General features: G+C 72.6%; 11 protein-coding genes. 1 reads left to right on the plus strand and 10 read right to left on the minus strand.

Annotated elements, in window-relative coordinates:
• Positions 1–24 precede the first annotated feature (24 nt).
• From AB0A63_RS00670 to AB0A63_RS00710, 9 genes are all read right to left on the minus strand, one after another.
• The gene (locus AB0A63_RS00670; protein WP_360383630.1) at positions 25–729 is read right to left on the minus strand and encodes an alpha/beta fold hydrolase; all 705 of its coding nucleotides are present in this window, start codon (positions 727–729) and stop codon (positions 25–27) included.
• Positions 729–4133, minus strand: a complete 3405-nt coding sequence (locus AB0A63_RS00675; protein WP_360383632.1) for an amino acid adenylation domain-containing protein — start codon at positions 4131–4133, stop codon at positions 729–731. The genes AB0A63_RS00670 and AB0A63_RS00675 overlap by 1 nt, the downstream gene beginning before the upstream one ends.
• Before the next feature lie 62 nt (positions 4134–4195).
• A complete protein-coding gene (locus AB0A63_RS00680) occupies positions 4196–5218 on the minus strand; it encodes a BtrH N-terminal domain-containing protein (protein ID WP_360383634.1) in 1023 nt (340 codons plus the stop codon).
• Entirely contained in the window at positions 5215–5760 is a 546-nt protein-coding gene (locus tag AB0A63_RS00685) for a hypothetical protein (protein ID WP_360383636.1), read from the minus strand. The genes AB0A63_RS00680 and AB0A63_RS00685 overlap by 4 nt, the downstream gene beginning before the upstream one ends.
• Positions 5757–6041 (minus strand): hypothetical protein, encoded by a 285-nt coding sequence (locus tag AB0A63_RS00690; RefSeq protein WP_360383638.1) that lies wholly within the window; start codon positions 6039–6041, stop codon positions 5757–5759. The genes AB0A63_RS00685 and AB0A63_RS00690 overlap by 4 nt, the downstream gene beginning before the upstream one ends.
• The gene (locus AB0A63_RS00695; protein WP_360383641.1) at positions 6038–6766 is read right to left on the minus strand and encodes a 2OG-Fe dioxygenase family protein; all 729 of its coding nucleotides are present in this window, start codon (positions 6764–6766) and stop codon (positions 6038–6040) included. Before AB0A63_RS00695 ends, AB0A63_RS00690 begins: the two co-directional genes overlap by 4 nt.
• A 95-nt stretch (positions 6767–6861) precedes the next feature.
• On the minus strand, positions 6862–7605 hold the full coding sequence (locus tag AB0A63_RS00700) for an alpha/beta fold hydrolase (protein ID WP_360383643.1): 744 nt from the start codon (positions 7603–7605) through the stop codon (positions 6862–6864).
• A 63-nt stretch (positions 7606–7668) separates the two neighbouring features.
• Positions 7669–8094, minus strand: a complete 426-nt coding sequence (locus AB0A63_RS00705; protein ID WP_360383646.1) for a VOC family protein — start codon at positions 8092–8094, stop codon at positions 7669–7671.
• A gap of 55 nt (positions 8095–8149) precedes the next feature.
• Positions 8150–10711: a penicillin acylase family protein gene (locus AB0A63_RS00710; RefSeq protein ID WP_360383648.1), complete on the minus strand. Its 2562-nt coding sequence runs from the start codon at positions 10709–10711 to the stop codon at positions 8150–8152.
• A gap of 97 nt (positions 10712–10808) precedes the next feature.
• Between AB0A63_RS00710 and AB0A63_RS00715 the strand changes: the two genes are divergently transcribed.
• Positions 10809–12041: an MFS transporter gene (locus AB0A63_RS00715; protein ID WP_360383650.1), complete on the plus strand. Its 1233-nt coding sequence runs from the start codon at positions 10809–10811 to the stop codon at positions 12039–12041.
• A gap of 42 nt (positions 12042–12083) precedes the next feature.
• On the opposite strand, the gene AB0A63_RS00720 is transcribed toward AB0A63_RS00715, so the two are convergent.
• A complete protein-coding gene (locus tag AB0A63_RS00720; protein ID WP_360383652.1) occupies positions 12084–13418 on the minus strand; it encodes a M20/M25/M40 family metallo-hydrolase in 1335 nt (444 codons plus the stop codon).
• Between the last annotated feature and the right edge of the window lie 6 nt (positions 13419–13424).

Genomic DNA, 13424 nt, shown 5'->3' on the forward strand with positions numbered 1-13424 from the left:
TGAGTCCCCCGACAGTGCACGGCGTCACCGCCCGCCGAGCGACTCCTCGACCACGCGCAGCACCCGGTCGGCGGAGGTCAGGAGGTACATGTGCTCACCGGGCAGCTCCCGCAGCGTGAACCCGCGGCTGGTCGCCTTTTCCCACTCGCTGGCCAACTCGGCGGACACCAGGGCGTCGTGCTCGCCCCGCACCGCGGTGATCGGTGCCGCGAGCGGCACGTCGGTGCTGGGCCGGTAGTCCTCGTGCATCTCCACGTCCGCCCGCAACGTCGGCAGCACCATGCGGCGCACGTCGGGGTTGCCGAGCGCGTCGTCGCGGTGCCCGGCGAGCTCGGCGACCCGGTCGGCGAACTCGTCGTCGGGCAACCCGGTCGCCCGCCGCGTGCGCTGCGTCCACGGTCCCGGTGAGCCGCTGACGACCAGGCTCACGACCTCGGCGGGCGTGGTGTCCGCGAGCAGGTGGGCCAGCTCGTAGGCCAGGACGGCACCCAGGCTGTGGCCGAAGAGCGCGACCGGGCCGCCGCCCCCGACGTCGGCCAGCACGTCGGGCAGCACACCGCGTGCCGCCACGTGGACGTCGCGGTACGGCTCCTGCCTGACCAACCGTTCGCGGCCGGGCAGCCGCACCGGGACGATCTCCAGGCCGGCCGGGGCCACCGCGCGCCACTGCCGGAAGAACGCGCTGCCGCTGCCGGCGAACGGCAGGCACACCAGCGGAATGCTGCTCATCAGGTCCTCGTTCCGTTCTGCACCTCGGTGCGCGCCTGCTCGTCGGACAGGGCGCTCACCTCGACGACGAGCTCGGCGACCGCGTCCACGTCGATGCCCTCCGTCGCGCCGAGCTGGCGCATGTAGGCGGCGAGCGCGCGCACCGTCCGCGCCGCGAGGAAGCCGGGGATGTCCAGCTTGATGCGGAACAGCTCCCTGATCCGCGACACCGCCTGGGTGGCCAGCAGGGAATGGCCGCCCAGTTCGAAGAAGTCGTCCACCGCGCCGATCCGCGGTGCCGCGAGCAGTCCCGACCACAGGTCGGCGAGCACCTGCTCCAGGTTCCCCTCGGGTGGGGTGTAGTCGCTCCGCGCGGCGCCCGCACCGGGCACCGGCAGCGCCGCGCGGTTCAGCTTCCCGCTGGGCAGCAGGGGAAGCCGGTCGAGCACGACGTAGGCCGACGGCACCATGTGGTCCGGCAGGCGTTCGGAGAGGTAGTCGCGCAACGCGTTCGCCTCCGGCCGCTCATCACCGCGCGGCGTCACGTAGGCCGCGAGCCTCCGCTCGCCGACGGAGTCGGTGTAGGCCAGCACCACCGGCTCGTTCACCCCGGGGTGGCCGGCGAGCGCGTTCTCGATCTCCCCCAGCTCGATCCGGAACCCGCGGATCTTCACCTGGAGGTCCAGCCGGCCGAGGAAGTCGAGGTCCCCGTTGGGGAGGAACCGCGCGTGGTCGCCGGTGCCGTACATCCGGCCGCCCGGCTCCGGGCTGAACGGGTCGGGCACGAACCGCTCGGCGGTCAGCCCCGGCCGCCGCCAGTACCCGCGGCCGGGACCGGCTCCGCCGACGAACAGCTCCCCCGCCACCCCGACCGGGACCGGTTCGCCGTGCTCGTCGAGGACGTAGAGCCGGTGGTTGGGCAACGGCCTGCCCCAGGGCACACCGGCCGGACTGCGCCCGGTCACCGGGTGGGACGTGCTGCAGTAGGACACCTCGGTCATGCCCGCGAGGTTGAGCAGGCGCACACCGGGGACGAGCTCGGCCAGCCGGGCGGGCAGCGCGGGCGGCATCCGGTCACCGCCCAGACCGACCGCCCGCAACACGACACCGGGCATGCCGCCGCGCCCGTAGGTGTGGTTGACCAGCATGTCCAGCAACGCCGGCGCCGAGCTCCACGCGGTCACCCGCTGCCGCTGCAACAGCTCCAGCAGCTGCTCCGGGTCGGTGGTCTCGATGTCACCGGGCACGACGATCGTCGCGCCCGCGGCCAGCGTGCCGAAGACCTCGTAGACGGACATGTCGTAGTTCAGCGAGGAGATCGCCAGCATCCGGTCAGCGGGCTGGAGCCCGTAGGCCCCGTTGACGCCGTGCAGGGTGTTGGCCACCCGGCCGTGCTCGTTCGCCGAACCCTTGGGGCGGCCGGTGGAGCCCGAGGTGTAGATGACGTAGGCGAGGTTCGCCTCGGTGACGACGGGCTCGGGTCGTTCCCGCGACAGCTCCTCGATGCGGGTGGCCTCGGTGTCGAGGCACACCAGCCGGGGTCCGGCGGTGTCGTCGCCGACCCGCATGCGGTCGGGGTCGGCCACCGAGGAGTGGGTGAGCACGAGCTCCGCCTGGGCGTCCTCGGCCATGTAGGCGACCCGCTGGCGGGGGTAGAACGGGTCGAGGGGCACGTAGCCCGCACCGGCCTTCAGGATGCCGAGCACCGCGACGATCATCAGCTCCGAGCGCGGCAGGGAGACGCCGACCAGCTGCTCCGGTCCGACGCCCTCGGCGCGCAGGAACCGGGCGAGCTGGTTCGCCCGCTCGTCCAGCTCGCGGTAGGACAGCGTCCGGTCGCCGAAGACCACCGCCGGAGCGTCGGGCGCGCGGTCGGCCTGCTGCTCGAAGAGCCCGTGCAGGGTGCCCGCGGTCCGCGCCGGTGCCGCCGAGCCGCCACCGCTGAACTCCGCCACCATGCGGGCGCGTTCCTGCTCGGTGGCGATCGGCAACCGCGAGATCCGGGTGTCCGGAGCGCGCAGCCCGGCCGCCAGCAGCAGGTCGAACGCCGTCATCATGCGCCGCACGGTGCCGGCCTCGAACAGGTCGAGGCTGAACTCGGCGCGACCGGCGATGCCGCCGTCCGCGTCCGGCACGAGGTCGAGGGACAGGTCGACCTTGGTCGACTCGGTGTGCAGGTCCAGCACCTCCACCCGGACGCCGGGCAGCTCCAGCGCGGACATCGGCACGTTCCGCAGCACCAGCAGCGTCTGCACCAGGGGGACGGTGCCCGCGGACCGGTCGGCGACGGTCTCGGCGACCATCCGCTCGAACGGCAGGTCCTGGTTGGCGTACGCGGCGAGGCAGATCTCGCGGGCCGTGCGGACCAGTTCGCGGAACGTCGGGTCCCCGGACGTGTCCACGCGCAGCGGCAGGGTGTTCACGAAGAACCCGACCAGCGGCTCGACGTCCACGTGCACGCGGTTGGCCACCGGGGAGCCTATGATCATCTCCGGCTGGCCGCTCCACCGCCGCAGCAGCAGGGCGTACGCGGCGAGCAGCACCATGTACTGGGTGGCCTGCTCGGTCTCGGCCAGCCGGTCCACGGCCCGGACGGTGTCCGCGGTCAGGTGCAGGGGAACCGAGGCGCCGTGCGAGGTCCGTTGTGCGGGACGGGGTTTGTCCGCGGGCAGCTCCAGGACGGGTGCCCCCGCGAGGAGGTCCCGCCAGTACTCCAGCTGACCGGCGCCGGACCGGTTGCGCTGCCAGACCGCGAAGTCCGCGTACTGCACGGCCAGCTCCGGCAGCGGCGACGGCTCGCCGGCCGCGAACGCCCGGTAGAGCGTCGTCAGCTCGTGCTGCAGGACGCCGAGCGACCAGCCGTCGGACACGATGTGGTGCAGGCTCAGCAGCAGCACGTGCTCGTCGTCGGCGACCCGCAGGACGCTGGCCCTGATCAGCGGTCCGCGCGCGAGGTCGAACGGCAGCCGGACCTCCTGCTGGTAGCGCTCGCGCACCTCGGCTTCCGCGGCCTCCCCGCCCAGCTCCACCAGGGGGATGCTCAGCGGTTCGGCGGGCAGCACCACCTGGTGCGGCAGGCCGTCCCGTTCGGCGAACACCGTCCGCAGCACCTCGTGCCTGCGCACGATCTCGTCGAGCGACCGGCGCAGTGCGCCGACGTCCAGCCGTCCGGTGAACCGCACCGCCGCCGGCACGACGTAGGCCACGGACCCGGGATCGGCCTGGTCGAGGTACCACAGCCGTTCCTGCGCGAACGAGCACGGCAGCGGGTCACCGGTCCGCGGGATAGCCGGGATGCCCGCCGCCGACGCGGCCCTGCGCGCCAGCTCCGCACCGACCAGCAACCGCTTCTCCGGTGACAGGCCGCGCAGCACCTCCTCCAGGTCGATGTCCGCCGCGTCGTACTCGCCCACCACATCTGCCATTCACGCAGGATCGGGTTCGCGCGACCCTTCCGGGAAGACGGGGATTCTCCCGACTGCCGGGGTCAGAGCGCCGCGGCGACGGCGGCCATCCGGTCCACTGTGGCCAGTTGGTCCGCCAGCAGCGCGGTCATCCGCCCGGCCAGCGCCCTGCCCGCGGTGGCCGGGTCGTCGCGGCCGGTGGCGACCATGATGCGGACGGCGGACCAGTGGTGGGCGATCCGGTCGACCTCGCGGGCGAGCGTGAGCAGCGGTCGCTCACCGAGCCGGCGGCCGGCCGCGGCGAGGTAGTCGCCGTGCAGGCCGGTCACCGCGAGGGCGACACCGGCCACGACGAACACCTCGTCCACGACGGACGCGTCACCGCCGGACAGACGTGCGGCCGCCTCGCGCAGGAAGCGTTCCTGGCCGGGCAGACCGCGGTGGTCCGACGACCCGTCGTCCACGCCTCGCAGGCCCTCCAGGTTCGCCGTCATGATCTCGCGGAGGCGCTCGCGGGACGCGGGACCGGTGTGGCCGCTGACGGTCACGTCCAGCCAGCGGTTGCCGATCGGGTTGGCGGTGAAGAACATGTCGCGGCTGTGCCGGACCGGGTTGGCCGAGTCACGTGCCGCGGTCAGCTCCTCGATCCGGATCTCCCCCAGGAACCTGGGCGGCACCGGGTCGCACACCGACACCGTGCCGCGCTCCTCGTCGAAGCCGTGCACCACGAGCAGGTGGTTGGTGTGGACGTCCTGGTAAGCGGGGCGGAACGGGAGGAAGTAGTTGTCCGCCGCCACCGCGACCGGTGTGCCCGCCAGCACCCTGGCCCGCACCTCGTCCCAGCCCTGCTCGGGCGAGGACGGTGCGTGCCAGGTGGACGTCACGTCGTGGAACGGCGCGAGGCTCGCGAACAACGACCGCTGCCCGCAGGGGAAGTAGTACTCCTCGCGGCGCATGTCACCCGCGGTGTAGTCGAACCCCCAGGCCGCGCCCAGCAGGTCCAGCGGGTCCGCGCCGTGGAAGCCCAGCAGCACGCCCGCGGTGGCGTGCAGGCAATGACCGAGGTCGTGGCGCCAGTGCGCGATGCCCGGCAACGAGGCTTTCATCCGACCGCCTGCAGGGTGAGGGCGAAGACGTGCAACGCGGGGTTGTCCGGCAGGACGAGCGCGACGACGCCCGACGGGACCGTCAGCGGGACGCGCTGGGCCCAGATGGCGGGCGACGTCGTGCGCTGCACGTGCCGGGGGTAGTGCATGTGCCGGCAGCGGAACGCGAGCACCTCGCCGAAGCGGGGTTCGGTCTGCGGCCAGAAGTCCGACATCCGCAGCCACTGGCCGCGCACCGAGCCGTCCGCGTAGTGGACCTCGACGAGGTCCTCGGTCCGGCGTTCCGCGGCACCGAGCACGTGCACCCAGTCCCAGTCGCCGGCGGGGACGTCGACGCGCTGGCCGCGGCAGCGGACGTTGTCCGCACCCGCGACCGGGAACAGGAACGGCACCTCGCCGACCACCGCCGTGCCACCGGCGGGTGGGAGCTCGCCCGCGGGAAAGGTGTTGCCCCAGATGTTGAAGCCGCCGCCGTCGAGCTCGTCCTCGCCGGTCAGCCCGGTGTTGTTCAGGTGCGGCGCAAGGGAAAGCGGTCGCATCATGACAGGGCCGTCCCCAGCAGGCGGACGCCCGGCAGCACCGGCAGTTCCACGGCGAGCAGCTCGGCGCGCCGGGGCACCCCGATGCGGGCGACCGGCGTGCCGGGCAGCGAGCGCAGGAACTCGGGGTCGACGGCGTCGCGGTAGTGCAGCCACACCGCGGCCTCCCCGACCGGTGCCGACAGGTGGAGGTGCACCCAGTCGTACCGGCCGGGTCCGACCTCGACCAGCCTGCCGTCGAGCGGCAGGTCGCACGGGCTGAACGTGAGCTGTGCGGCGGTCATGCCGGGTTCACGTCGACGAGGAGCATGTCCCGCACGGTGCGCCCACCGGCCGGGTCGAGGATCGAGATCGGCGACGCCTCGTGCCAGATGGCCGTGTCGTCGACCAGCACGGACTCCAGCGGGTCGCGCAGGGTGAAGCGGACGTCCGGCAGACCGTCCCGGTAGATCGTCGACTCCCCGCCCGCGCTGTTCTCCCTGCGCACCAGGTGCATGCCGACGAACGAGTGCCCGTCGCGGTGCCGTCCCTCCGGTGTGGGCAGGCCGGGTTCACCCGGCACGGCCACGATCCGGATCATGTGCAGGCCCACCGTCCACTCCGGACAAGACCGGACCAGAGCCGCGAGGGCGAGGTCGGTCGAGATCAGGTCGTGCAGGCACGGGTTGGTGAGGAAAGCGGGCTCGATCGGGGCGAACAGGCGCTCGTTCGACCGCCACATCGGGATGCTGTCCTGGCGGAACGCCCGGTGCGGCAACGGGGTCAGCTCGAAGCCCTCGCCCACCGGCGCTGCCGCGAGCCGGCCGTACCGGCGGTACCGGTAGCTGCCGCCGTCGACCAGCGCGTCGTCCCGGATCAGGTCCTCCCAGCCGGCGCGGAACTCGGCGAACTCGGCGCCGCCGGTGTCGACCGGGAAGTCCGTGCCGGACAGGCGGACGAAGCCCTCGGCGGCCAGGTCCGCGACGAGCTCCGCCGTGGCCGGCCCGGTTGTGCGAACGTTCTCGGGCACTGGCCCTCCTCAGTGGTCGACCCGGATGCGGGCGCGGTGGGACTCGTCGGACGGTGCTGCCGGGTACCTCGCTGCCGCCGGCGGCGCTGGGGACGTCACAGCGACGGCACCTCCACGGCAGCCAGCACGTCGGCGCGCAGCTGGGCGAGCACCACGTCGGGGAGGTCGCGGGGGAAGAAGTGGCCGCCGTCGAAGGTGTGGACGCGCGCGTCGCCCTCGGTCTCCGCCAGCCACGCGTCCGCTTCGTCGTCGCCCACCAGCGGGTCCGCCGCGCCGCGGTACACCCGCAGCGGGCAGCGCAGCGGTGGCAGCGGTTCCGGTTCGAAGGTGTTGACCAGCGTGAGGTCCGCGCGCAGCATCGGCAGGAAGTACTCGAGGAACAGCGGGTCGAGCGCGGTCTGCGCCGGGAGGCCCTCGGAGCGGGTGATCAGCTCGTGCAGGCCCTCATCCGTGGTCTCGCTGTACCACCGCGGTGAACGCAGGCGGGTCGGCGCCGCGGCCGCTGCCACGACCAGGCCCCGCGGTTCCCGCGGCAGCCTGCGGCAGAGCTCCCAGCCGACGATGCCGCCCATGCTGTGGCCGAACACCACCAGCGGCAGGTCGTCGAGCCGCCCGAGCTCGGCGACCAGGACCGGTACCAGGGCGCCCATGTCCGTCAGCGGTGGCTGCAGGCTCCGCGCGCCGCGGCCGGGCAGCTCCACCGCGACGACCTCGACCTCGGGGCCCAGGACCGCGGGCCACCGGTGGTAGAGCTGAGCGGACCCGCCACCGGGCGGTAAGCACACCAACCTCGCCTTTGCCCGCCCAGGTGGCGAGAAGCGCTGCAGCCATTCCGTCACGTGTCGAGGTTCATCCGGTCCGGATGTCCGGACAAGTCGGTGACGTTCCCGACAGGCCCGGTGTTACAGGTCGAACTCCCCCGGCGCGAGGCTGCGGGCCAGGCAGAACTCGTTGCCCTCCGGGTCGGCCAGCACGACCCAGGAGCGGCCGTCGCCCTGGCCGACGTCCACAGTGGACGCACCGAGCGCGAGCAGCCGGTCCAGCTCGGTCCGCTGGTCGCTGTCGATCGGGGTGATCTCGAAGTGCACCCTGTTCTTGCCGCCGTCCTTGCCCTCGGGCACCTGGACGAAGGACATGCTCGGCACGGCGGGCGCGCGGCGCAGGTCAGCGAGCCGTTCCGCGTCCGGCGCCTCGGGGTCGGGGCCGATCTCGACCACGGTGCCGTTCTTGTCCTCGTAGACGACGTAACCCAGGACGCCGCACCAGAACTCGGCCAGCCGCCGCGGGTCCACGCTGTCGATCGTCGTCCATTCCAGCCTGCTCGTCATGTACAACGCCCTTGTCCGTCGATGTCCTTTGAGCTCGAACACTGTCCCACAGGGCTCAGGCCGGCTTCAGGGTGAGGTGCTGCCGTGCCGCCGCCGTCACGGCGTCGCGGCTGAACGGCCACGCGGTGGTCTCCCCGCGCTGCCACAGCGGCAGCTGGTCGTCGTAGTGGTCGTCGAACGCGTGGCCGGAGGCGCCGGTGAGGTTGACCCACCGGGAGGCGTCCAGGTCGGCCCAGTCCACGACCATCCGCATGGACGGCACCCAGTTCACCTGGTAGGTCTTCTTCGCGTTCCAGCCGGTCGCGTTCACCGTGGCGGGTCCGCCCGCGACACCGCCCGGTTCGCGGTTGAGCAGCCACTGGACCGGCGCGGGGCCGGTGCCCAGCGTCTGGTTGCGCACCGTCAGCTGGTGCAGGTCGCCCCACCTCCACGCGGCCGGGTCGGCGCCGAGCCGGTCGCGCAGCTCGGCGTTCGCGTCGTCCATGGCCGCGCGCAGCACGGCGTCCCGGCCGGTGAGGGCGCGCTTGGCGTTGTGCCAGAAGTCGTCGTCGGGGCGGTTCAGCAGGTCGCGGACGACCTCGAACCACTGGCCGCCGCCGTCCACGTCGACCTTGGGCGCGCCGTTGGTGAGCTTGTCCACGAACATCAGCTGCAGCAGGTTGCGCCAGACGGCGTTGAAGTAGGCGGCCGCGGCGGAGTCGGCGGGCTGGGTGAAGTCCCAGCCGCGCAACAGGTCCCGCGCCTTCGCCGTGTCACCCTCGACGGGCACCCGCAACAGGTGCGGGGTCAGGTTCGCGGCATTGGCGTTGCGGGTGTCGAGCTGGATCCGCTGCATCGCGGCCGCGTCCAGCTTGCCGCCCTGCTTGATCAGGTCGGTGATCCGCTGGCTGCGGTTGCCGTCACCCCAGTCCTTGGTGATCAGGTGCGGGTAGGACGGGTCGGTCACGGCGTTGTTGGCGTTCACGAAGTACCCGCCCGCGGGGTCGAGCGCGCTGGGCAGCTGCTCGAACGGCAGGTACCCGGCCCACTCGGTGGCGCTGGTCCAGCCGGGCACCGGGAACCGCCCGTCGCCCTGCTTGCGAACCGGGATGAGCCCGGGCACCTGGTAGCCGATGTGGCCCTCACGGTCGGCGTAGAGCATGTTCTGCGCCGGTGCCGCGAACAGCGACGCGGCCTCGCGGAACGAGGTCCAGTCGCGGGCGAGCGCCAGCTGGAACACAGCGTCCAGGGTCCTGGCCGGTTGCAGCGCGGTCCACTTGATCGCGACGGCGTGCTCACCGGCCTCGACGCCGGGCACCCTGCCCTGCGCGCCGGCGTTCTTCAGCCGGTCCACCACGTCGGACAGCAACGGGCCGTGGCCGGTGGACCGGACCGTGATCGTCCGTGGTTGGGCGCCCGCGACCTTGATGACCTCCTGCCTGGTCTCCAGGGGCTTCTGCACGCCGTCGTACTCGTAGGTCGAGCCGGTGACGCGTTCCAGGTACAGGTCCGTGACCGCGGGGTCGAGGTTCGTCAGGCCCCACGAGACGTGCCGGTTGTGGCCGATGACCACACCGGGCATGCCGGAGAACGTGAAGCCGCTGACGTCGAACGGGCACTCCTGGCCGACCGAACGGCAGTGCAGGCCCATCTGGTACCAGATGCTCGGCATCGCCGGTCCGAGGTGGGGATCGTTGGCCAGCAGCGGTTTGCCGGACTTGGTGAGCTTGCCCGACACCACCCAGGCGTTGGACCCGATGCCCTGGCCGCGCGGCCCGAGGACGCCGTCGAGCGAGCTCGCGGCGTCGGCCGCGTTGTCCAGCGCCGCCGTGAAGGCCGCCTTCTCGGCACGTCCGGCGCCCTGCGGCACGGTCGCGTCGGAGGCGGCGGGCACGCTGGGTTCCCAACGGCTGTAGTCGTACTCGGGGAACAGCCGCGCCACGGTGTCCGCCGGCAGGCTCGCGGACAGCATCGCGCGCCTGGTCTGATAGGTGACCGTGCCGCTGAGGTCCCAGGCCATGGCCTTGAGCCAGGCCACCGAGTCCACCGGGGTCCACTGCTCCGGCACGTACCCCGGCGTGATCACCCCGAGGACCGCGTACTCCACGCTCAGCTCGGACCCGGAGTGCTCGGCGAGGTAGGCGTTCACGCCGTCGGCGTAGGCCTGCAGGTGCTCGCGCGTGCTCGCCGAGAGCATGCCGTACTCCTGCTCGGCGACCCGGCGCCAGCCCATCGTCCGCACGGTCGCGTCCACGGTCACCTGGTCGGCGCCGAACAGCTCGGAGAGCCGCCCCGCGGTGATGTGGCGGCGGACGTCCATCTCCCAGAACCGGTCCTGCGCGTGCGTGTAGCCCTGCGCGAGGAACAGGTCGTGGGGGTTGTCCGCGTAGACCTGCGGCACGCCGTACTGGTCGCGCAGCACCTCGACCGGTGCGCGCAGACCGGGCACGGCCAGCTCGCCGTCCGTCGTCGGGAACGAGTTCCGCACGGTCCAGGTGACGAAGAGGCCCGCCGCGGACGCCACCACGACCAGGACCACCACGAGGCACCAGGCGGTGATCCGCAGCCGTCGCAGCCACGTCGATCTCGGTCGCGCCGGCGGGACGGTCTCGGCCGCGGTGTCCGGGGTGCTCGCCACATCTACCACCCGTGGAGCATCGCCGCGCCCGCGTGCGGGGCAAAGTGAGGGGTTCTCCTGACTTAACCGGTGTCCGCGCGGGTGGAAGGCTCGCGGCGTGGCTACCGACACCGCCGTGCGCACCGGACCCGGCCGCGACTTCCGGCGGTTCTGGGCCGGTGACGTGGTCTCCCAGTTCGGTTCCCGGATCACCGAGTTCGTGCTGCCGCTGCTCGTCGTGACCACCCTGGACGGATCGGGCACGCAGGTCGGCCTGTTGCAGGGCCTGTACCTGTGCCCGTTCTTCCTGCTGCCGCTGCTCGCTGGCGTCTGGCTGGAGCGGCGCGCGAAGCGGCCGGTCATGATCGCCGCGGACCTCGTCCGGTTCGTGGTCGTGCTGTCCGTGCCGGTGCTGGCCCTGCTCGGCCTGCTGACGCTGCCGCTGCTGTACGTGATCGCGGTGGTCGGCGGCACGATGACGGTGCTCTACGACATCGCGGCGACCAGCTACCTGCCCCTGCTCGTGCAGGGCGGTGCGCTCGCGTCGGCCAACAGCAGGGTCCTGGCAGGCCAAGCCGCCGGTGCGACCGGCGGACCCGGTCTCGCGGGCTGGCTCAGCGCCCTGTTCGGCCCGGCAGCGACCCTCGTGTTCGACGCGTTGTCGTACCTGACCTCGGCGAACGCGTTGCTGCTGATCCGCCACCGCGAGCAGGTCCCGCCGCCGTCCCCGCGCAACCTCCGGCGTGAGGTGGCCGAAGGGCTCCGCGCGGTGCTGCACAACCCGCCGGTCCGGGCGTTCGCCGTCCACGCCGGGATCTACAACGCCGCCACCGCGATGACGACCGTGGCGTTCCTGATCTACTTCGTGCGCGAGCTCGGGCACAGCTCCGCCGCGTACGGGCTGATCATGCTGTGCGGCGGGCTCGGCGGCATCTGCGGCGCGCTGACCACGCCCGCGTTGATCAGGCGGCTCGGCTACGGGCGTTCGATGCTGGTCGTGCTCGTGTTCTCCACGTCGTCGTACTTCCTGCTGCCGCTGGCCGACGGCGGCCGTCTGGACTCGGTGCTGTGCGGCCTGGCCTACTTCCTCGGCTCGGCCGGTGCCGCGGGCGGGACCGTGGTCGCGTTGACCGTGCGGCAGAAGACCACGCCGCCCGAGCTGCTCGCGCGGATGAACGCCAGCTACCGGCTGTTCGCGTTCGGCATGCTGTCGCTGGGTTCGGTGGTCGCCGGTTTCCTCGTCGACGGGGTCGGCGCGCGCACCACTCTGGTCATCGCGCCGATCCTGCTGCTGTTGTCCGCCATCCCCGCGGCCAGCCGCCCGATCCGCACGATCCGCCACCTGGACTGACGTGAGGGCGGCCCGGCGCACCGGGCCGCCCTCACGTCACGGTCAGCGGTAGGAGCGCAGCAGCTCGGTGAGGCAGGTCGTGCCGAACTCCAGTGCGTCCACGGGAACGCGCTCGTCGACCGTGTGCAGCAGGCCGCGGTAGTCGGTGCCCGCCGGGAGCCGCAACGGGAGCCAGCCGTAGCAGCGGATGCCGAGCTGGGCGAACAGGCGGGCGTCGGTCGAGGCCGGCGAGACCATGGGCAACGGCACGGCGTCCGGGTCGGCCTTGGCGAGGATCTCGGCCATCGTGTCGTAGAAGCCGCCGAACTCGGGTTGCCGGATCCGTTCCGGCCGGACCATCGAACCCTCCAGCAGCAGCTCGTGCTCGAAGTCCTCGTCGGCGAGCTCGCGCAGCTCACCGACGAAGTCCTCGACGGTGAAGTTGCCGGGCAGGATCCGGCCGTCCAGGTCGACGGTGATCTCGCTGGGCACGACGTTGATCTTCTCGGTCGTGCGGACGATCGTGGGGTTCGCGGTGTGCCGCAGCACCGAGTCCAGCCGCAGCGCCTCCCGCAACGGCAGGCCCTCCGGGCGGGGGTCGCCGGTCTGGTCCGCGCGGTACCGGGCCACCTGCTCCGACAGCGGTGACGGCAGCGCGCCCGCGAGCACCTCCAGCATGCGGTCCGCGGCCGAGGTCTGGTGCCGCGGCATCCGGGTCCCGGTCAGCGTGGCGAGCAGCCGGCCCAGGCGTGCCATCGGCGAGTCCGGCGGTGCCAGCCGGGAACCGTGCCCGCCCGGACCGCGCAACGTCAGGCGCAACCAGCAGGCCCGCTTTTCGGCCACCACGATCGGGTGGAACCGGTGGCCGGGGAGGTCGATGCCGGCACCGCCCTCCTCGCCGATCGCGTACTCCACGCCGTCGAACAGCTCCGGGTGCTCGTTGACGAGGTAGCGGGCGCCGACCGCGCTGCCCGCCTCCTCGTCGGCCACCACGGCCAGCAGGACGTCACCGGCGGGGCGCTCGCCCGCGGCCGTCAGGCGGGACAGGGCGGACAGCATCATCGCCAGGCCGCCCTTCATGTCGATCGCGCCCCGGCCCCAGACGTGCCCGTCGACGATCCGCGCCTCGAACGGCGGATGCGTCCACTGCTGGCCGTCCACCGGCACGACGTCGGAGTGCGCGTGCAGCAGCAACGGCGGTGCCTCGCCGCGGCCGGGGAACCGCGCGACGAGGTTCAGCCGCTCGGGGTCCGGGCCGAGCACCTTCAGGTCCACGTCCACGCCGGCGAGCAGCCGCCGCAGGTGGTCGACGACGGCGGTCTCCCTGCCGGGCGGGTTGGTGGTGTCGATCCTGATCAGGTCCCGCAGCAGCGGCACCGGTTCGTCGGCGAACGACATGGGAGG

Origin of the sequence: Lentzea sp. NPDC042327, assembly GCF_040647275.1 — a bacterium.
Lineage (GTDB): Bacteria > Actinomycetota > Actinomycetes > Mycobacteriales > Pseudonocardiaceae > Lentzea.